This is a genomic window from Lysinibacillus sp. NPDC048646 (genome assembly GCF_050272295.1).
Classification (GTDB): Bacteria; Bacillota; Bacilli; order Bacillales_A; family Planococcaceae; genus Lysinibacillus.
In genome coordinates, this window is record NZ_JBNNLZ010000018.1 from 1 (window position 1) to 19,782 (window position 19,782).

General features: G+C 33.9%; 18 protein-coding genes and 2 pseudogenes. 8 read left to right on the forward strand and 12 right to left on the reverse strand.

Translation table 11 applies throughout. The annotated features are described in order from the left end of the window. Positions 1-622: 622 nt before the first annotated feature. The 7 genes from ACQKII_RS17185 to ACQKII_RS17215 all read right to left on the reverse strand — a co-directional run bounded on the left by ACQKII_RS17185 (position 623) and on the right by ACQKII_RS17215 (position 7,910). Entirely contained in the window at positions 623-1,147 is a 525-nt protein-coding gene (locus tag ACQKII_RS17185; RefSeq protein WP_427461287.1) for a GNAT family N-acetyltransferase, read from the reverse strand. 420 nt (positions 1,148-1,567) lie between these two features. Then, entirely contained in the window at positions 1,568-2,197 is a 630-nt protein-coding gene (locus tag ACQKII_RS17190) for a class I SAM-dependent methyltransferase (RefSeq protein ID WP_427461289.1), read from the reverse strand. 364 nt (positions 2,198-2,561) lie between these two features. Continuing rightward, positions 2,562-2,738 carry a hypothetical protein gene (locus tag ACQKII_RS17195; RefSeq protein ID WP_427461291.1) on the reverse strand — a complete coding sequence of 59 codons (177 nt, stop codon included), beginning with the start codon at positions 2,736-2,738 and terminating at the stop codon, positions 2,562-2,564. A 132-nt stretch (positions 2,739-2,870) separates the two neighbouring features. Then, complete coding sequence (locus ACQKII_RS17200) at positions 2,871-3,341, reverse strand: GNAT family N-acetyltransferase (RefSeq protein WP_427461293.1); 471 nt, start codon at positions 3,339-3,341, stop codon at positions 2,871-2,873. A gap of 532 nt (positions 3,342-3,873) precedes the next feature. Continuing rightward, positions 3,874-5,055 (reverse strand): NupC/NupG family nucleoside CNT transporter, encoded by a 1,182-nt coding sequence (locus ACQKII_RS17205; protein WP_427461295.1) that lies wholly within the window; start codon positions 5,053-5,055, stop codon positions 3,874-3,876. Positions 5,056-6,153: 1,098 nt separating this feature from the next. After that, entirely contained in the window at positions 6,154-7,413 is a 1,260-nt protein-coding gene (locus tag ACQKII_RS17210) for a DUF4179 domain-containing protein (protein ID WP_427461297.1), read from the reverse strand. Further along, entirely contained in the window at positions 7,410-7,910 is a 501-nt protein-coding gene (locus ACQKII_RS17215) for a sigma-70 family RNA polymerase sigma factor (protein ID WP_427461299.1), read from the reverse strand. The genes ACQKII_RS17210 and ACQKII_RS17215 overlap by 4 nt, the downstream gene beginning before the upstream one ends. Before the next feature lie 405 nt (positions 7,911-8,315). On the opposite strand from ACQKII_RS17215, the gene ACQKII_RS17220 reads away from it, so the two are divergent. The 4 genes from ACQKII_RS17220 (at position 8,316) to ACQKII_RS17235 (ending at position 10,747) form a co-directional block, all read left to right on the forward strand. Next, on the forward strand, positions 8,316-8,570 hold the full coding sequence (locus tag ACQKII_RS17220) for a hypothetical protein (protein WP_427461300.1): 255 nt from the start codon (positions 8,316-8,318) through the stop codon (positions 8,568-8,570). Between the two features lie 1,042 nt (positions 8,571-9,612). Further along, positions 9,613-9,900 carry a hydrolase gene (locus ACQKII_RS17225; RefSeq protein WP_427461302.1) on the forward strand — a complete coding sequence of 96 codons (288 nt, stop codon included), beginning with the start codon at positions 9,613-9,615 and terminating at the stop codon, positions 9,898-9,900. Positions 9,901-10,074: 174 nt separating this feature from the next. Further along, positions 10,075-10,230: a YjcZ family sporulation protein gene (locus ACQKII_RS17230; protein ID WP_427461304.1), complete on the forward strand. Its 156-nt coding sequence runs from the start codon at positions 10,075-10,077 to the stop codon at positions 10,228-10,230. 415 nt (positions 10,231-10,645) lie between these two features. After that, positions 10,646-10,747 (forward strand): YjcZ family sporulation protein, encoded by a 102-nt coding sequence (locus ACQKII_RS17235; RefSeq protein ID WP_427461454.1) that lies wholly within the window; start codon positions 10,646-10,648, stop codon positions 10,745-10,747. 138 nt (positions 10,748-10,885) lie between these two features. Here the strand turns inward: ACQKII_RS17235 and ACQKII_RS17240 are convergent. Beyond that, positions 10,886-11,083: pseudogene (locus tag ACQKII_RS17240) on the reverse strand (HNH endonuclease); the annotation flags it as partial. Positions 11,084-11,510: 427 nt separating this feature from the next. After that, positions 11,511-12,368 (reverse strand): PhzF family phenazine biosynthesis protein, encoded by an 858-nt coding sequence (locus tag ACQKII_RS17245; RefSeq protein ID WP_427461306.1) that lies wholly within the window; start codon positions 12,366-12,368, stop codon positions 11,511-11,513. Between the two features lie 828 nt (positions 12,369-13,196). On the opposite strand from ACQKII_RS17245, the gene ACQKII_RS17250 reads away from it, so the two are divergent. The 3 genes from ACQKII_RS17250 to ACQKII_RS17260 all read left to right on the forward strand — a co-directional run bounded on the left by ACQKII_RS17250 (position 13,197) and on the right by ACQKII_RS17260 (position 15,141). Further along, positions 13,197-14,264, forward strand: a complete 1,068-nt coding sequence (locus tag ACQKII_RS17250) for a hypothetical protein (RefSeq protein ID WP_427461308.1) — start codon at positions 13,197-13,199, stop codon at positions 14,262-14,264. A 26-nt stretch (positions 14,265-14,290) separates the two neighbouring features. Further along, entirely contained in the window at positions 14,291-14,683 is a 393-nt protein-coding gene (locus tag ACQKII_RS17255) for a hypothetical protein (RefSeq protein ID WP_427461310.1), read from the forward strand. Between the two features lie 125 nt (positions 14,684-14,808). After that, positions 14,809-15,141: a hypothetical protein gene (locus ACQKII_RS17260; RefSeq protein ID WP_427461312.1), complete on the forward strand. Its 333-nt coding sequence runs from the start codon at positions 14,809-14,811 to the stop codon at positions 15,139-15,141. A gap of 109 nt (positions 15,142-15,250) precedes the next feature. Here the strand turns inward: ACQKII_RS17260 and ACQKII_RS17265 are convergent. Together ACQKII_RS17265 and ACQKII_RS17270 are read right to left on the reverse strand one after the other, a co-directional pair. Then, positions 15,251-15,409: pseudogene (locus ACQKII_RS17265) on the reverse strand (IS5/IS1182 family transposase); the annotation flags it as partial. Positions 15,410-15,897: 488 nt separating this feature from the next. Next, complete coding sequence (locus tag ACQKII_RS17270; protein WP_427461314.1) at positions 15,898-16,065, reverse strand: hypothetical protein; 168 nt, start codon at positions 16,063-16,065, stop codon at positions 15,898-15,900. 412 nt (positions 16,066-16,477) lie between these two features. Between ACQKII_RS17270 and ACQKII_RS17275 the strand changes: the two genes are divergently transcribed. After that, positions 16,478-17,350 (forward strand): DMT family transporter, encoded by an 873-nt coding sequence (locus tag ACQKII_RS17275; protein ID WP_427461316.1) that lies wholly within the window; start codon positions 16,478-16,480, stop codon positions 17,348-17,350. Positions 17,351-17,685: 335 nt separating this feature from the next. On the opposite strand, the gene ACQKII_RS17280 is transcribed toward ACQKII_RS17275, so the two are convergent. Next, a complete protein-coding gene (locus tag ACQKII_RS17280; protein ID WP_427461318.1) occupies positions 17,686-19,350 on the reverse strand; it encodes a methyl-accepting chemotaxis protein in 1,665 nt (554 codons plus the stop codon). Positions 19,351-19,782 lie beyond the last annotated feature (432 nt).

Consider the following 19,782-nt stretch of genomic DNA (forward strand, 5'->3'; position numbering starts at 1 on the left):
GATATAACCCTTCAGTTCCGAAAGGAACTGTCTAGCCTTTACCTGAGTAATGTGACCATTCTCAATTTAAACTAGAAACATTTCGCACAACTAAATTGCGCCGTTAGCCATCCATGTCGTGTGAAATTAATACTACACCACAGAAAATGAAAGATGATTACGTTCTTTCATGGGAGTTTAATTACGCTATTTGTGAGTTAAAGGTGTTTCTGGTCGATTAGAGCAATATTTGCAATTAGGGTCACTACATGTTGATTCAGTCCAACTATTACATTTAGGACAAAAATAAGCATCAAAATCATCGTAATATGCTAAATTAAACTTGCATTTAGAACAAAATTTTTCTTGTTCAATTTGACCATATAATTCAAAGTCATCTATTATCTACTATTTTCATAAATATCCTCCCTGATACTATTATTTAACTCGCATTTATGTAATTAATAACTATTTTAACATATATTATCCAGAACGAAAAATTGTACAAAACCTCAATAAATTTTGACCTCAAAAACAAGTACCGAAGAATCGAAGAGGAGGAAACTGTGTTGGATACTCAATTTTTAAGGCAAAATAAAAACACCCCGAGGGATCTTGTCTTTTATAAGAGTTAGGATAATTTTTACTTTATTAAAGAATAAATATAAGTGTCAAATGGAACATTATTTTGATGCATATATTTTTTTAATATGCCTTCTTTTTCAAAGCCTGCTTTTGTTAACAGCTTGTTTGAAGCATCATTTTCGGTAAAAACAATTGCCCCTATCCGTACTAAATCCATCTCTTGAAAGCCAAATGAGATTACTCTATTAACGGCTTCCATTGCATACCCTTTTCTCCAACTCTCTGGAAAAAGTGCATAGCTTATTTCAGCTCTTTTATGCTCAGTTGACCACTCCTGAAAACCAATAGTACCAATTATACCTTCTTGCCCTTTTAATTCAATTCCCCATTTAATGCCACGCTTTTCATCAAAGTTCTTTGAAAAATTATTAATGATTTGCTTAACTTGATCTAAACTAGTCAATGGGTTCTGCCCATAATGACGTAATACATCAGGATTAGAAAAGCAATTTAAAATAGCTTGGGCGTCATTAACTGTAAGTTCTCTTAACACTAATCGATCAGTATTTAAAATAGGAAACATTTTTCCACCTCTTCCAAGTAAGTTATATGTTACACATTTTAAATCAAAAGAGTAAGGATTTCATTACTTATTTATCTCGTCGTTGCTGAATTGTAATGTACAAACCAAGTAAATAATCAGTTGTCATAGAACCTTTCTGTAATTCCTTCAAATGTGAAGCTTGAATAAGCCTTCTTTAACAGCCTGTGCATTGTTTTTCCAAAGATTGTTGCTGTTAAAACATAAAGACAAAGTCAATCTACAAAATGTGTAGAATTAGCTCTGTCTTTATGTTTGGAAATTTTTCACTCATATATTACTGGGATGCTGCCCCGATTGTTACATAAAAAAGGCTTCCTATTATTTAAGGAAAGCAGCCGTTAGCATAACTACATCCTATCACCTAACAATTCACTTTTTATATTTTTTGTATGATTATCTTTATATTTCTTTCTTACATTTAACCATTATAAATTTAAAAGGAGGCTTATTTTCCATATTCTTATGCGGCTCAACAATTTCCGAAAATTCTATCAGTCCATATTTTCCAAATTCTTGTTTTATCGAGTCAGAATCATAAAAAAACATTTTTACCCCTTCCATTATCTCGAAATAGTCTTTACCCAGTTGTTTGCCCTTTCCAAACATTGGGGCTTCTTTTGAAATAGTAGTAAAAATCATATATCCGTTTGGCTTTAACTGATTATAGCAATCTTTAATAAGCTTCTCTCTCTCGTGATTATTCAATAAGTGAATAAGTGCATAACAAAAAATACCGTCATAAAGTTTGTTATCAAAAGGCATATCCGTTACTGAACCATGAGAAATACTAATGTTAAGCCCATTTTGCCTTGCCAATTCAATCGCTGTATTTGAAATCTCAATACCTGAAACATCTATGCCATTGTCAATAAAAACCTTTGCATTTCTACCATATCCAATACCAGGAATCAATATATCCTTAACGCTCTTTTCAAGGAAAAAGTCCTTTGTCAAGATGGCGGAGTCTGAAGGTTCAAATCCCCACATCATTTGATTTTCTATAAAACTTGATTCCCAAAATTCTGTCATACCGCAATCCCCTTTACAAATATTAGCTCTTTCTCTTTGAAATCTGCTGTTTTTGTATAAGCATAGATTACATTTATTCCTTGTTCAACTACTCTGCCTCGTTAGCCATCCATGAAGCGCAAAAATCAGCACCTCACCATAGAAAATGAAAGATGATTATGTTCTTTCATGGGAGTTGAATAGTGACATTCTTTTAGAAAACAGACTTTATCTTTAACAAATATTTTTAAATAGGATGGAAGGAACACCTTTTTCCGTTAGTGCTAAGCTATTTTTAATTTGGCATTGTTTAACTCGAAGGTTAAATAAAAATAAAACATGGAAAAAATATATCCCCATGCTTTATTTAAAATTCCATACCCCATCATTCAGTTTCATTATCATACAAAAAAGTTACATCTGCATGTTCAACATTCAATTCATGCTGTAAATAATCAATAAAAGGTTGAAACATTTCTTCGTTTATTTCTTCTTTTTTGTTATTTAACCAAATATTAATCGAAGGTGTACCTCCTGTAGCATCTGAAGGCGTAAATGACATACCCTTCGGTTCCCCAAATGTTTTAGCTATATAACTATAAACTTTTACTTATATTCACTTTTTAATTGAGAGAAGATAGCAAGATCAACATATTTTCCATTTTCAAATTCATGTTGTCTTAAAACGCCTTCTTTATAAAAATTCAATTTTTCTAACAATAATTGATGCATTATTTTCCGGTTCAACTTTCGCTTCAATTTTATTTATATGCATCGTACTAAAGGCAAAATGCATGATACAGCCTAATGCCTCTTTCATAACGCCCTTCCCCCAATAACTTGGATTTAGATCATATCCGATTTCTATACGATTATGAGCTCTTTCATAATTTAAAAACCCACATGTTCCAATTACTTTATTGGACTCAGCTTCTTCAATTACCCATCGTAACCCTGTCTGTTCTTTGAAAATTTTATCATACCAATTCAACTCATTGATTGCATCTTCTATAGAAGTAAATGGAGTGAAAGGCATATATTTAACCACTTTTTCATCTGCATAAAGTTCAAAAATATCATAACAATCTTTTTCTACAGCTTTACGTAAGATGAAACGCTCAGTCTCAAATATAGGAAAATCAGTAAATACAAACTCTAAATTCATAGTAATCCCCTCTATTTCTTTAAATTAACAGCGCGTAACTATTATAGTAACATATACTTTAGAATTTTTTAAAAATCTCAAATACAACAAAAGACACCCAGCTATTACACTGAGTGTCTTTTCAAAGGGAACATCCGACACGTCCGTTTGCTATGCAATCCAATAAGGTGGTGACAACTAATGCATTTCGTGCAGATCAACAAGAAGACAGGGCGTTGTACAGGTGAGGGTCCACATAATCCAGCCACAGGTAAACGTCGCTAAATTACCCGTAGTGGTAAAAATAAAGGAGAAACCCGAGAAAGAGTTGAAAAAGCAATTGCCGAACTGAAAAAGCATATACCTTTGATGCAAAAATGACATGCGATGAGTTTAATCCTGATTGGCTGAAGCTCTATCGCATGAAGGGTAATAAGAAAACGACCAACGAGCATCGTGCCTACTGTATTTCCCTCAAACTGCCCCCCATAGATGTGTCTAACTATTGGCGTGCAGTTCAAACGATATAGCAACAACTGCTTCTTTTTTAAAATTAAATAACCAAACCAACAATTATAGCCGTTAAAATACTAACAAGTGTGGCCCCATACAACAACTTTAAGCCAAAACGAGCAACTACATTCCCTTGCTTTTCATTCAACCCTTTTACTGCTCCAGAAATAATACCGATAGATGAAAAGTTTGCAAAGGATACAAGAAATACAGAAATAATGCCCAGTGTATGTGCACTCATAGAATTAGCTACTTCTCCAAGGCTTATCATTGCAACAAATTCATTTGTTACTAATTTGGTGGCCATAATTCCTCCGGCAGAAATAGCATCTGCCCATGGTACACCCATTAGGAAAGCGATTGGTGCAAAGATATAACCCAATATTTCTTGGAAAGATATACCGATAATCATTTCAAATAGTGAATTGATTAAATCCATTAATGCTACGAAACCGATAAGCATAGCGCCAACAATGATGGCTACTTTAAATCCATCCATGATATATTCTCCAAGCATTTGAAAGAAAGATTGCTTATGCTCATCTTCAATCGTTAAGATATCTTCGCTTTCTTCTACTGTATACGGATTAATGATTGAAACAATAATAAATCCACCAAACAAGTTCAACACAATTGCCGTTACTACATATTTTGGTTCAATCATCGTCATGTATGCTCCAACAACTGACATCGAAACGGTCGACATTGCTGATGCGCATAATGTATACATGCGCTGTGGAGCAATCTTATCTAATTGTTTCTTTACAGTAATGAATACTTCAGATTGACCTACCATTGCAGAAGCAACAGCATTATAGGATTCCAATTTCCCCATGCCACTTACTTTACTTAATAGGAAACCTATCCATTTCATGAAGAAAGGAAGAATTTTAAAATGCTGCAAGATCCCTATCAATACCGATATAAAGACAATCGGTAATAATACACCTAGGAAGAAGGAATATTCTCCTATATTCGCTAAACCTCCAAAAACAAATGATATGCCCGTATTTGCGTAAGACAATAAATGATCAAATACATTTGTTATTCCTTTAATTAAAACATAACCAAATTTTGTATTTAGCAGTAATGCTGCCAATAGAAATTGGATGATTAACATCATAATTATATTTTTATATTTTATTTCTTTTTTGTTTTTACTCATTAACAGAGCTAAAGCAAAAACAAGTAACAATCCACAAAAGGATATTAAGTATCTCATAAGTTCCTCCATAAATATAAATGATAATTTTCGGGCGTTCGAACCCAGACTACAAAGTCATTCTTTCGCTCATTATGTTCCAATATCGAAATTTGAAGAACAGCCAAAGATCTTAACGAGAAAATAATTAGTCAGACGTCAGACAAACAATTTCACTATAACAGTTTTTTAACTTGCGATTCAATAGTTAAAAGAAAAAAAAGTATGCGACAAGGCATACAAGTACGACAAATACAGTATCTAAAAAAAATTGTGGAACAAGATCATCGTTTTATGAGACCTTCAATTAACAATTGGAATTACGGTCAAAAAACTCCTCGATTCCATCTGCTAACCTAAAAACTTGATGAAAATAATGTTTTTCTGTCAGAGGATCTTTAGTTCTCCACCTTTGCATTTTTTGTAGCGGCAATCATAAAAATAGCCCACAAAATTACTTTTTTTTATTGTGTGAGGTTTTTGATATATTATGTCCACAAACTTCCTCGTTAGTTGAATAACAACAATCTTTTAGAAAGCAGCTTTTAAGTCAAGGGTTCAGTTTCTTATAAAAAAAAGCGGAACATGGATTACTTGCCCTTACATGTACAAGTAATCCACTATTGAAATACCCTATTGACTATTAATAATCATATTAATTCGAATAAAATATTTCTCGAATGACATGGTGATAAGATGACAATATTTATAAGTGCATTAAAAAGACCTCAACGAAGAGTCGGTTGAGGTCTGAATATTAATAAACTAAGTTATTTTTTACCATTTAAGATATTGTATTTTCACTAAATAATGTCAGAAAAATAAATGTTAATAAAGGCATAGCTAAAAATCTCTTACGAATAATGGACTAACTACTCTTAACTCTCTATTTTTCTCAACAGAATAAGGATGTCTAACGGCAACAATTGTATCAAAGTATCTTTCTCCGTTTGAAATTGCATTTCCAATCGCGATAACTTCAGCACATACTGTAATCAAGATAACCTAGTAGCATGTTATTCGGTAGGCTTTCCCCAAAGCCAATACAGGAATATTACAATAAATATGGAAAAATTAAAAAGATATTCAAAAAGGAGAGCCTTTTTGAACACCTGTACTTTATTTCAATGGAATATTCAGTTCAATATTTTTTCCAATAGGATTGAAGTAATAGCTTAGATATATTTTTGCTTTGCCATCATAATTTTCAAAGTTCTCCGTCGCAAATAGGTACTGGTCATCATCTGAGAACGAGCCACCTGTATATTTTAACGTCGTGCCATCTGCTTTTACAGCGCTATTTAGAAACGTATGTCGCGTTCTATCATCCCATTTCTTTGCAGCAACTGATACACTTTGCTGCGTTACAGAAATATCCCAATCCAAATAATCAGGCTTCGTGAGTACTTCTTTTGTACCAAAATCAACTTCGATAAAATCCTCGCCCTTTGGAACGGCATGAACAGCTCCAATTAATATTTTGAGTGAATCTGAATCATGGAAATAATTACTTTGCAAATATACCGTGAATTTACCGTCGTGAATATTTCTGTCCATTGCCATGCCGTATTTAATGCCTTCTCTTCGCTCCCCATTTTCCGTTTCGACCGCAATATCATCAAGCGATAAAATTTGCATCGTATTCGCTTCATCTACTTCAATATCGAGTGTCGTTTTTAATGGAGAACGGTGAATTTTTGTAATCGTAAATTTCTGACCCTCGACATCTACAGTACGATTCGCAGTAATAGTTTTCTCCTTTACGATTTCGTTTTGTAGTGAAAACGGTATCGTAATTTCAATGTTCCCCTTATCTTTTTCATAAAAACGAAAAACCACTTTAAAATCCTTTGAAGTATAAGCGAAAGGCTCTGAAAAACCATATTCTACTGAAGAAGAGATGTGTGTTTGATGTGATTGATTGCTTGTAAATGAACCTCCGCCTTTAATTTTTTCGTCCCCTTGGAACAATTGAACTTCCTCCAACTGTAATTCCGAAATATCAAATGAGCCATCGGCGTCATAGTAAAGTACTAATCCCGAGCTATCTGCAATCACGCCTTGCAATGTAAGCGATAGGCCATTTTTAGACTGCGTAACATTGATTTCTTTATAGTATTCATTATCCACAATATCTTTTATCCCTTTATCTCTTACAACCGCTGATACAATTTCTTGAAAGCCAGGTATTTTTGCAACATGGCTAGCAATCGTAGGAGAAACACGAATTGAAAATAAAAGGCTTAAGCAAAACAAAGAGGCTATTGCAACCGAAACAATGCGCTTCTTTGCTCTTTTTTCTCGTTGAACTTTACGAAACATATCCATCCGAACTTGTTGAAGTTTCTCCTTTGGAACGTCAATCGGTAGTTTACTCATAGCCAGTCCTCCTTTTCTCCAGCGAAGTTTCTAAGCTTCTTTAGTATGTGATGAAGCTTAGACTTTACAGTACCCTCCGGAATTTGATTTAGCTCAGCAATTTCTTTGTTTTTTAGTTGCTGAAAATATTTCATATAGACGAGTTGCTGCTCCGACAAGGATAAATGTTCCAATAACCGTTCCATATCAGAATAGATGGCCCCTTCATATAGGTGATGTTCCTCAATTGGAACGGTTGGTTGGCGTGTTCGCAAATGGTCTTTACAACAATTGATTAAGACGCGCACGAGCCATGTTCTGGCATATTCGTACTGTTTAACGGTATGCATTTTTTTCAGTGCCTTGTAAACCAGGTCCTGCATCACGTCTAAAGCGTCTTGCTCATTTTTCAGATATGTAAAAGCCATGCGATATAAAATATCTTCATCCATTTCAATAAGTGAAAGTATCGCTTGATGATCCCCACGAATAGCACGCTGCACGATTTCAAATTCCATCCTTTTCGCCTCCTTCCTTAATTAGACTCAGCAATGCTTCATTTCGTTCAAAAATTTTAAAATTATTTAGGAAACCGTCTATGGATTTGCCTTTAATCTTTGCGTCAAAGATGTTCCTTTGAAGACATAAGTTTTTAATTCCTTCTTCAACTAAACTCCCTTCGTTAGTTCAATAAAAGAAAAAAGAGCTGCCTATGCAACTCAATGATCTTTAATTAATGCACCCCATTAGTTGAAGAAGAACCTTTTCTTCTAATGCACATTATTTCGGAATACGTCTCAAATTCCTAACAGTTCGTATTAACAATAAGCTTCTTCATTAAAAATAAAAAGTTCACGATCGAAACTTAACGACAGTATTATACGTATATTATAAATAGTCTGAAATCAAAAAGGAGCCTAGCTATGAAACATTTATCAATTTATGTTTTTATCTTTAACTTACTTTTTTATGCACTAACCATGTTTAATATTGATCTTGTTCCAGGTATAGTATGGCGAAGCGTATTAATTACAGGACCTATAATAGGGATTATCTTAGCTTTGTTGTATTCTAAAGGAAAATTGAAAATAATAGGGTTATATGGTAATTTATTCATTTTTGTCATCGCCATACTTTTGCCGTATATTGTTACAACATTTATTTGGAACCGACCATAGCAAGTGCACTTCTGCAAAGCCAATATCTAATAGATGTGCTTAGATATTGGCTCATATAATTTGAAATTCATTAATTATTCTGCTAAGTTTTTTTGTCATCTGTGTTGCGCCGTATGTTCGAATTGTCTATTATCCTTCAATTTCAATTTTCTCTAATTCCAAGTGTTGAACAATTTTATTCCATTCGTCATACTTATAGCTGCATTTATACATATACAAATACTGCTTTTTTTATGAAATCGAAGTAATTCTCTAGATAGAAATTGACTTATCACTTAGATTGTATTGCATCTTAGTCTGTAGCTAAATAATCACTATTTCGGTATTCTTCAACTTTTCACTATATCCACCATCCCGATAATAGTCGTATGATTGGATGTTCCTTGCTTACAACGTTCCGATTAACCTAGCTGTACATATATATATCCTTAGGTGCTTACTATGAGCCTGTTAAACTATATTCTCATTGTTGAATATCTCGAATTTCATATGCTGCATTGTTACTTTTCGGTGTTTAACTCTGATTGAACCAGACTATGTTTTTCAAGCATAGTAATTGTTTAGACCCTTACATTCGTAAGTTTGTCAGTCCTGACGGGCATTCTCACCATAGATACTTTATAGCATCCCTACCTATCGAGAACCATATCCTTTATTAGCAACTTAGGTACTTTTCAGCCGACTTTACCTAGCTTCGTACATGTCCTGCCTATTACCATTTCATGCATGTAGGAGTATTAGATAATTCGTTTCAGCTCAACATGACGGCTTACATTCCGAATTTCGATTAATCAGTTGTGGCTGTGATGACAGCCCTCCCATTTCATGAGTGACATTTATAGGGAAACGTTTCGCACTCTGTACAAAATCTTTGTGACGTACATTTATGAAATCTTAAAATGGTCTATTAACCATTTTCTTTTTTTGTAAAACTAAATCATTACTTAATAGACAAATAGCCAATCAAATTTCTTTGTCTAATCATAAATTAATAAAGTAAGGTTATTATTACCTTAATAAAATAAAAATGGAGGTATAGATAATGGGCGATATTATAAATATTAGAACTAGTTCTGATTCCTGTGGTAAACATGAAAAACAATCCAGCCATCGCTGTAAAGGTTGTGTTTGTAATCAATTAAGACGTTTACAAACTCAGACTGAAGTTGATCTCTTCTTAATTGGAGGTCAGGTTATAGAAGATGTTATTTTTATTACCTTTGACCCGAAAGATTGTTGTGCATTCTTTAATGATCCAACGACAGAACCTGGTTCAACAATTATCGTGGACTGTCAAGATATTCAAGCTATCCGAATAGAAGCAGACTAAGTTATAAGAGGTCACTCCTTTACAGGGTCACTTTCATCCGATTGACCCTTTTTTATTGTCCTTAAAATACGTAACATGACTATTTATTTTTAAAAATAAAATATTGATTGGACGAATAGCCCCTCTCCTTTCAGCAACTGTGCGTATTATGGGTTGTAGAAAGGAGGGATTTTTATGGGATACTCCGGAAATGTAGGTAATTATAATAGTTACTGTGGAGGCTATGGCATGGACTATGGCAAGAACAATAGTTCAACATTCGTTCTGATCGTTGTTCTATTCATTCTTTTAATTATTGTCGGCGCAACTTTCATGCAAACAGGTTATTAATATTTCCAGTTTTTAAGTGTAAGAAATGAAAAGAAGGTTAGCGCGTTCAACATTTGCAACTAACAATCATCTCCATAAACCCCTTCTGCAAACTATTATAATAGTAGTGCAATGCTAATCTACCAGCCTTATACACTCCTGTTATGACCAAAGGGTCGCTCCCAGCCTGGTGACCCTTTTAATAGTTTTTTTCTCAAAGCGTTCAGTAATATTTTTATAATTCAAAATCATGAATTTTTAATTCAACTGGATTTCATGCAGCTTCACACGAACCACTCTCTTTCTCAAACTACGTAACATGATTATTTATTTTTTTCAAAAGGAAATAGATGAATACCATTTCTCCTTTCTATAACTATACATATTCTAGATTATAGAAAGGAGGGAAGTTATTATGGGAAATCAAGACTATGGTATGGACTATGGCAAGCGTAATAATTCATCATTCGCTCTAATCGTTGTCCTATTCATTCTTCTAATTATTGTCGGCGCTAGTTTCTTGCATAACTCCTATTAACATTCCAATCCGTTGCTCATAGTTATAGTAGGTTAATTCTAATTTAGCCTTACACATCCCCTTTTTTTGATACCGAGGGTTACTTTCCACCGGGTGACCCTTTTAATTGTTTCTTTCCTCATATACATATTTAGTTCACTCCTCATTTATAGCAATAGATTTGTGAATATTTCTATGCACGATTACGAGATTCTTAAATTCATCTGTACCTCCCATATGGCGAGGGATTCTATGATGACAATGGACTTCTTCTGCTACTAAGAATTCTCCTGTTATCGCACATTTCCCTGACTGCATGGAGTATCTTGAAATTCGATTAACAACGTACTCAAGGTTATTGTTATAGAAGACTGTTTTTACTTGTGCAGTTTATCCTTTTCAGAAATAATACAATTTTAGACCCGTACGTTCGCAAGTTTGTCAGCCCTGAAAGGTATTCTCGCCATAGACATTTTGTAGCATCCTGCCCTATCAAGAACCCTATCCTTTCTTAGCAACTTAGGTACTTTTCAGTCGACTTCACCTAGCTTCACACATGTCTTGTCTATTACCAGTTCATGCATGTAGGAGTATCAGATAATTCGTTTCAGCTCAACATGACGGTTTCATTCCGAATTTCAGTTAATCAGTTGTGGCTGTGATAACAGCCCTCCCAATTCATGAATAACATTTATAGGGAAACGTTTCGCACCCATATGTTGTTCAGTAATAGACCCGATTGCGAAAAAGCTAGATTACTTTATCAGGTAAATGAAGATGACGTTTAGTATAGTTTACCTTTTGTCAATATAATTGTCTTCCCACCTACCATAACTCTAGGATTATTTTTATTAATTAATTTTGTAATGATAATAGAAGGTCTGCCCATACTATATCCTTGAAGGAAGGAGTACTCTTGATTAAATTTATTTAATACGTGGTTATTAAAAAGATAATATGTTAGTGCCCCATTTGAAGTACCTGTTGCGGCCTCCTCATCAATTCCGTAGAGCGGGCAAAAATTTCTACTCTCTGCTATTCCTTCTTTTGTGTCAAGCGTAAATGCATGGACTCCTCCCACTAAATTGATTTTTGCATATTCAGCAAGTGCTTTAAAATCAGGATTTAAAGCATACAAAGCATCTTTTGTTTTTATTGGAAGCATTATATCCCAAAGACCAGTGCTTGCAGCTTGAGGTACTAGATTGAAATTTATATTTCCTATTTGGCTTTTATCAATTTTAAAAAGGTCAGACAAATAATCATAATCATCAAATATTTTTCCTAGCTTAGGTTCAGCTTGCTCCATCATTATAAATGATTGATTCACTTCAACAGAAAGTGTGCCAGCGAGTGTTTTCATATAATAGGTATTATTATCTTCAATAGCATGGCTGTCTAATAGGGCTTTGAAGGATGCAATGGTAGCATGTCCACAAAGTTCAGCCTGTGAAGTTGGTGTGAAAAACTTTATTTCAAAATTTTTATTGTCTATTTTTTTGATAAATGCTGTTTCTGAAAAGCGAACTTCTGCAGCAAATTTCTGCATAAACTCTTCGTTTAAATTTTCATGGATTACTACGCCTGCCGGATTCCCGCCAAATTTTTTTTCTGTAAAAGCATCAATTACATAATATAACAAATCAAATTCCCCCTTTTTAGTAATTTCTAAAAAGTCTCTATTGCTTAACTATAAGCATTTCAGTTTACCGACATTTTAGCAATAATTACTCTACAATATGGCCTTTAATTGAACAATACTACTTGGCTTTCACCTCTCCTTCCCTCAAGATTGTTCCTCTTTTTTGTTGCTATTCCTGCATGGTCATTATTTTCAAGGTATCTCGGTTGTTGCATGGCAACGTGTAATAATTGGCTTTTAATATTGTGTACATTGCTTTAATTGTTACAATTTTTTGATGTAAATTTAGTCAATAATCAAAACAACCAGGACTCATTTTCATCACGAGTACCTGGTCGTAGGTTTATAGGGCTTTTTTTTCAAGCACCTGAAAATCTTTCAAACAGGAATGCGCCTACTACCATTTTGTGTTAATTTCACCTCATAGCTGCGGTAGTTCCAACATAATAAATATCTGTTTATTTTTTCCAGGGTTATTATCCTATGGGAATTTTTAAAATGAAATATTTGAAGTTAATCATTGTCTCATTTTAAATTTTATTGTTCGTTTCGATACTGTTTGAAAGTGTCGCAAAAGCAGATTATTACGCTGGTGGTACTCTTTCCCCCTATAAAAAAATCAAACTGTTGATGTTTTTTTTTCTATAACGGCATAAATCATTTTTACGTGCATATGTTCTAAATAAGGAAATTAAGAATTCTAATCTAGACAATTGTGTAATTAATACTTATTTATCTTTTTTTGTCATTCATAACAAATAATTATCTTTTTATGGTAATATATAGAATATATTAACAAAATCGACTATATAATTCCAGAGGTGAGAAATGAATACAATTAAATCTTTGATTTTCCCCCAAGACTTGAATAGATTAAACAAAGCGCTACTTAAAGAGATCTGTAATGGTATGACTTTAGAATCAACAGGAAATGTAAATGAGTTAACAAGCAGAGTGTGGACAGCGTTTGAACATATTGAAGGTGAAGCCCTGGAAGTAATAAGCAATAATATTTTTTCTGGAGTTGTTTCTTTAGCATGGTATCAAACTACAAATCAATCTAGTTTAACGGGGCTTAAACAAAGTATTATTAATAAGATGCCATTTGATCCTTTTGAAACAGTGATTACTCCCAACAGTGAGAATATTCCAAATGAACCTACAATTATTGCTGCTGCCGAAATCGAAGGGTCACAAGCTTATTATTTAAGATTTATTCATTGTACAGGGGTTAATGTTGATTACTTTTTAGCTAATCGTAGAGAATACATTAAACACGAAATTACGACAGTTTATATTGATGAAATTAAGGGAATAATCGAAGTACGAGCAAGTTCAGCTGTTGCAAAGAAAATTATTGCTGGATTAGCCAAAATAGTGGATGATGAATATGAATTCAAACAATTTGATTTTTTAGAGAGATACGGTGGTACTCTTGATTCTTTAGTTGATGTTCTTGAAGGAAAGCTTATTGATGCTACAGGAAGACCAGCAGGAATAGTAAATACATTTGAAGAAACACATGGTCAATCATTTGTAAGTATACTTTCTGCAATTGATGAATACTATACTAAGGGTGAATTATCCGTTCTTGAGCAAAATTTGAATAGTGAAGATATCATCGGCACTTTAGAAACAACACCTTTTACTATGTTACTTTTAAGTGGTCTTGAAACAATAGGATTAGGTAGTATTAGAGAACTAAGAGGATTACCATTATATGATTATTTAGAACCTTACCTAGCCAAACAAAAAGGATCTATAATATTTGAACATAGTGTTGGTGGAGTGGTACAAGAATATTCTATTAGAATTGGTTTAACGACAAAGACATTTAAATTCAATGTATTCGCGTCTGAGCATGTATTGCATTATATTAGAGAAAAATTGATTTAACAAATTTATTCTGCGAGGTAAAAGTTGTGAGCAATTTAAAACCATGGGAAATTTCTCAAAAGATTAATAATGCACTTGAGGCAATTGCGAATAGTAAAATTGAAAAATTTTACCATAGTTATATTGTAAAAATAACTGACTTACCTCTTGGAGTAGTTATTGACAAATTATCTGAATTGGAAGAACAAGAAGCACTTATCATAAAATTGGAGTTTCTCTGCGAAGAATGCAATAGAAACATTTTAACTGTTGCTAAATATGAACTTGATCGTATTGATCCAGAAATTACTTGTAAGTATTGCGGAACAGAAAATTGTATTAGTCCTTTAGACACTATTCCAATAATTGAATTAAGTGAGGATTTCAAACAAAATTTTTCAAAAAAAAAAACAATAACAAAACGCTTTATGTTGGTTTAAATCAACAAAATAAACCTGAGAGTTTAAGAAAAATTATAAATACCTTAGAAAAAGAACATTCTAGTCAATTATTAGGTTTAGTATCAAAGCTTGGGAGTTTAACTATAATTTTAGGAGATGGTTATATGAGTGAATCTAGTAAATATGGTGGTTTAACTTTTGGAGAAAACAAAGGGAATATAACTATTGAAAACAACGGTACCCTCAATCAAGGAAAAGCTAGCCATTCTGATGATATTATCAATGCTTTACAACAACTTCACGAAGAAATTCAATGCCTATCCGATGAACAACGAGATATTGCAGAAGCCAATTTTGAACTACTCCAAACTCATATAGAAAACGGTGATAAAGAGAAAGCTAAAAAACCATTAGAGAAATTGAGTACTTTATTAGGTGTTGTTACCTCTATTTTATCTATCGCTTCATTCATAGGACTTAAAGTACCTATAAAATAATACAAGATACCATGTGTGAAGTGAACCATTAGATATGTTATTAGTTAAGTAACTTCGAAGGATTGAGTTCGGTATTGTACCGGACTTAATCCTTTTAATTTTGCCTTACTCGCCCATTATCCAAACAATATTTTGTTTTTAACTCCTCTAAAACAGAAGAAAAATCAACGAGTTCCTTGATTTGACGAAGCATATTCTCTTTAGGCACAATTAAGTCGTAAAGCATCCTATAAGGGCTTAGCGTGAATATTTCTTGTTTGGAAATCATGGACAGCACACCTTGCATTAATCCTTTCATGATAAAGGGTTAGGGGTAAATCGGAAAGAATGAAAAACTCAGAAACGATAAAATTAGTTGATTGGCGTGTAGGCGGCGATTCCTTGAGGGACTAACGAACAGCTTGAGACCCCGCAGGAGCGTTAGTGACGAGGAGGCTCAAGGTTCGCCACCCAGGAAGGCGGCCGCCGAAACGGAAATCTACGGCATCGAAGAAAAAGCCATGGCAGAAACGATTAATCGTTTCCGCCATGGCTAATATTCATTTTATGGACTTTTTCAGTGCCCTCCATTAGTGTAGGTGCCTGTTCGCTCTGCCCATATCGTCCTCAAATTTAAATACTTTTGCTTAGCGATCAAACACCTATCTCAATGTTTATAAGCCATTATCATTCTTTCTCACATTTTCGCCTGCCGCTCCATCATAGAGCAGAAAGCATGTACAATAACCTCAATACTGTTTTGACATCAAAAAGACGTTACTCGGATTTCCTTAGTGTTTTGTCAATATTCTCAATCAATTTGTCAACGCATTCTTTAGTGATTTTTGTATTACTCATGGCTTTACTGTTGTTCAGTCTATCATGTCCACTATGTGGTGTTTTGCTTCCGAGATTGTTAAAATCTATTGTAATATCTTTCGCCATAAAATCACCTCATTAACAAAATAGCACAAAAAACACTATTTAACATCAAGAATTTAGGTATTATCTCCTTCTGAAAGCAAGAATCGTTTATTTAGCAACAAGAGGATGTCCGCTTGCTGTTCACTTTTTAGGGCAAAACAAAAAACACCCCGATGGATGTTAATTTTTTTTATTTATTACGCTCGAATTATTTTTTAATACCTGCCCGATTAATTTGAACCCAATTTAACTATTCCTATTCAAACGATTGCAATTGATTTATACTAAATAAAAATAAAAACAGCATGGAGTGATTTAGTTGATGTTTTCACCATTATTTGAACAAGACGTACCAACAATCCTTCTTCCTTAACGGTAGAAGAGTATTTCTCCGTTAAGGACATAGATACCTATGAAAAACGGAGGAGAAAATATGAGTACTAAAGTAATAGGCGCCTTGTTTTTATCACTTGCAGCAAGTATTTGGGGCGCAATGTATGTTGTTGTAAAAGTAGTGGTTGATGTTGTTCCACCTTTGGAACTTGTCTGGATTCGTTATGTGATTGCTGTCATTGTGCTTGCAATTGTTGGTTTATGCATGAAGCAATCATGGAAAATAGCTAAAAAAGACTGGTTGATTATTTTTCTTGTAGGTCTCATCGGTAATACAATATCGATTGTCACACAAGAAATAGGCACGATGTTATCGACTGCTCAAATGGGTGCAATTATTACAGCAACAACACCTGCCTTTATGGTCGTGTTTGCACGCTTTATTTTAAAAGAAAAAATAACGCCAAAAAAATGTATTTCCATCCTGCTAGCAACAATTGGGGTTGTCATTATTGTTGGACATGGACAAATTGACGGGACACAACAATTAGGCGGTTTCTCCTTATTAATTGCTGCATTAACATGGGCATTGATGTCCGTATTAGTCAAAAAAGTTCCTGGTCATTATTCACAAATTGTTTTTACAACTTACTCAGCTATGATCGCAGTCATTTTATTGACGCCATTTGTTCTACCAAAGTTAAATGATTTAAATCTATTTAGTATATTGCAACCGACAATTTCAGGAGGATTACTCTATTTAGGCGTTATTTCAACAGCTGGTGGTTTTTTATTATGGAACAAAGGTCTACAATTAATGAATGCTTCTAGTGGTGGATTGTTCTTTTTCTTCCAACCAATTGTCGGAACCTTCTTGGGTTGGCTATTGTTGGGAGAAACAATAGGAATTTCTTTTTGGTTGGGTACAATTTTAATTTTTAGTGGTGTTTTTATAGTTATTAAAGATGAATAAATTTTACTTGGTAAGTGCGTTCCTATGTTATTTAGAGACGCACTTTATTCAATACCAGTTAATAGATATGGTGTGTCTTTACTTCTTTCATATGGTGAACGTTTTCAGCTTTGTGATAACGACCAGCTGTGATTAATAAAAAGCCACATCTAGTTAGATGTGACTCCGAACATATCATAGAAATGTATATGCGTTTATTATGATGGAATCTTATATAGCACTGACACAGCAGCTCCATTAAGAAATGTTCTGTTCAAAACCACAACTTCGTTTTTTGAAACGACTAGGTCAGCTCTACGATTGCCAAATGTTTTCCTATAGCTTTTGCACTGATATTAAATAGTGAATCTTTTCATTTCTCTACTTAAAGTATCGGCAATTGTATTTAGATCCTGCGCTTTTTCTGAAACTGTTTCGATACTTTTTAGCTGTTCATACGCTGAAGCAGAAACTTGTTCTGTTCCCGCAGAGGTTTCTACTGCAGAAGCTGATATGTTGTGAACTGCACTAATGATTTGCTCCTTGCGTTCATTCATCTCATTAGATAAATGTTTCACCTCTTGCGCAACTTTACTCGTTTGGTCTAGAGCTGTCTTTATTGTATTAAATATCTCACTCGTATTTTCTGTAGCTTTAGCATTTTGTTCGACAATGCTAAGGCTCGTACCAATTTCCTGCACAGCACTTTTGGAAATATTTTGAATAGCAGCGATTTTGTTCTTAATATCTTCGGTGGCATTAGATGTCTGTTCGGATAATTTTCGAATTTCATCTGCAACAACTGCGAAACCTTTTCCAGCTGCGCCTACACGAGCTGACTCAATAGATGCATTCAGTGCCAATAAATTTGTTTGAGTTGCAATTTCTGTAATTGTATTAATAATACTTGATATATCGGAAGAAGTTCTATCTACTTCTTGAACGATGCTACTTACCTGTTGTGAAGACACGCGATTCTTTTCTGACCAAATAGAAAGTTGGTTGACGGTTTCCACACCCTGATTACTTAAATAATCAATATCCTCTGTCATGGACGCTATCTTCTCTGTACGATTAATAACACTATTAATATTCACAGAAAGTTGATTCAATTGTTCAGCACCTTTTTCTGTATCATTAGCCTGTTCTTCTGTTGCTTTTGCTATCTCATTAATGGCTGAGCTAATTTCATCAGTTGTACGTACCGTATCATCTGATATTTGCATAAGGATTTTTGAGGAATCCGATAACTCGAAACTGGTATTTTGTATGTTAACGGTAACATCCTTTAATGCCGACCGCATGCCAGAGATGCCTTTTGACATGAGTCCAATTTCATCCTGTCGATTTAATAACGTCTCTAGTTCTGGGCTTTCAGTAAAATCTAAACTTGCGGTTTGATGAATGACGTTTTCAAGATTTTTAATTGCCGCTACAATGCGCCCAATAATCCACCACATTAAAGCACCTATGACTAAAAAACTTACGATGCCTGTAATAATCTGATAACTTAGAACAGAGTTGACAATTGATTTAATGCCGCTTTCAGGCACTCCAATGTCAATAACTCCATAAAGCTCGCCGTCTTTATATACAGGCTCCATAATGTCATACGTCCATATACCTTGGACTTCAGCATACCATCTTGTAAATTGGTTTTTCCCGTTTTTAGCACCATCTATCGTGTAGTCGTCCTCATACACTTTTCCTAATTTTTGTTTATCACTATGCGCCACCGCTTGAACATTGGTATCAATAATAATAGCATACGTCACATTGTCTTGTTTTTCCTTTAATTGGACAAATTCTTGTAAAGATGAAATGGGATCGCTCTCTGAATTTAATATCATTTCCACTTGCTTTGCCATTTCAAAAACCTGATCCTTGGCTTTCTCAACTAAAACTTCTTGACTATTTTTGCCAACAATCCATACACTTAATACAGAATTAAGTACTGATGACAATAACAGTAATCCTAATGTAAAAAACAATAATTGTCGCTTAATACTTTTGCTTTTCATCTAATTTGCCCCTTTCGAAAACCACTATATATCTTGCATTGTTATAATTCTTTATATCTAAAAACCCTAATTATATTATTATTCAAAAGAACTATAATGTCAACGTTAAAATATTAACTAAGCATCTTAAGTCCTAGATCGATATGATATAATAGTCCTGGTGTAATGTTAATTATTCAATAAAAATACCTATATTAAATGAATAAATCGGGTCATGATAAATAAACATAATTAGTAAAGTACATAAAAGCGGCTTCAGCTATCGCCCCACTGGATGGACAGCTCTTTGCGCTTAAAGAATATTGAATCCCGACAGCTTCCGCTATTAGGCGATTACCGAATTATCCACAGTGAGTCTAGGAAGCCCGGCAAAAGTTGACATCCTGTATTTTTAATTTACAGGCAACTACCAACTAACATAAATCAGAAGAA

Excerpts from the sequence above, each read along its gene's own strand:
- ACQKII_RS17270 (WP_427461314.1), bottom strand. The coding sequence starts at position 16,065 with ATGGCGAAAGATATTACAATAGATTTTAACAATCTCGGAAGCAAAACA.
- ACQKII_RS17215 (WP_427461299.1), bottom strand. The coding sequence starts at position 7,910 with ATGGAATTTGAAATCGTGCAGCGTGCTATTCGTGGGGATCATCAAGCG.
- ACQKII_RS17200 (WP_427461293.1), bottom strand. The coding sequence starts at position 3,341 with ATGAATTTAGAGTTTGTATTTACTGATTTTCCTATATTTGAGACTGAG.
- ACQKII_RS17185 (WP_427461287.1), bottom strand. The coding sequence starts at position 1,147 with ATGTTTCCTATTTTAAATACTGATCGATTAGTGTTAAGAGAACTTACA.
- ACQKII_RS17220 (WP_427461300.1), top strand. The coding sequence starts at position 8,316 with ATGAAACATTTATCAATTTATGTTTTTATCTTTAACTTACTTTTTTAT.
- ACQKII_RS17230 (WP_427461304.1), top strand. The coding sequence starts at position 10,075 with ATGGGATACTCCGGAAATGTAGGTAATTATAATAGTTACTGTGGAGGC.
- ACQKII_RS17280 (WP_427461318.1), bottom strand. The coding sequence starts at position 19,350 with ATGAAAAGCAAAAGTATTAAGCGACAATTATTGTTTTTTACATTAGGA.
- ACQKII_RS17260 (WP_427461312.1), top strand. The coding sequence starts at position 14,809 with ATGAGTGAATCTAGTAAATATGGTGGTTTAACTTTTGGAGAAAACAAA.
- ACQKII_RS17250 (WP_427461308.1), top strand. The coding sequence starts at position 13,197 with ATGAATACAATTAAATCTTTGATTTTCCCCCAAGACTTGAATAGATTA.
- ACQKII_RS17190 (WP_427461289.1), bottom strand. The coding sequence starts at position 2,197 with ATGACAGAATTTTGGGAATCAAGTTTTATAGAAAATCAAATGATGTGG.
- ACQKII_RS17210 (WP_427461297.1), bottom strand. The coding sequence starts at position 7,413 with ATGAGTAAACTACCGATTGACGTTCCAAAGGAGAAACTTCAACAAGTT.
- ACQKII_RS17235 (WP_427461454.1), top strand. The coding sequence starts at position 10,646 with ATGGACTATGGCAAGCGTAATAATTCATCATTCGCTCTAATCGTTGTC.
- ACQKII_RS17205 (WP_427461295.1), bottom strand. The coding sequence starts at position 5,055 with ATGAGATACTTAATATCCTTTTGTGGATTGTTACTTGTTTTTGCTTTA.
- ACQKII_RS17195 (WP_427461291.1), bottom strand. The coding sequence starts at position 2,738 with ATGTCATTTACGCCTTCAGATGCTACAGGAGGTACACCTTCGATTAAT.
- ACQKII_RS17225 (WP_427461302.1), top strand. The coding sequence starts at position 9,613 with ATGGGCGATATTATAAATATTAGAACTAGTTCTGATTCCTGTGGTAAA.
- ACQKII_RS17275 (WP_427461316.1), top strand. The coding sequence starts at position 16,478 with ATGAGTACTAAAGTAATAGGCGCCTTGTTTTTATCACTTGCAGCAAGT.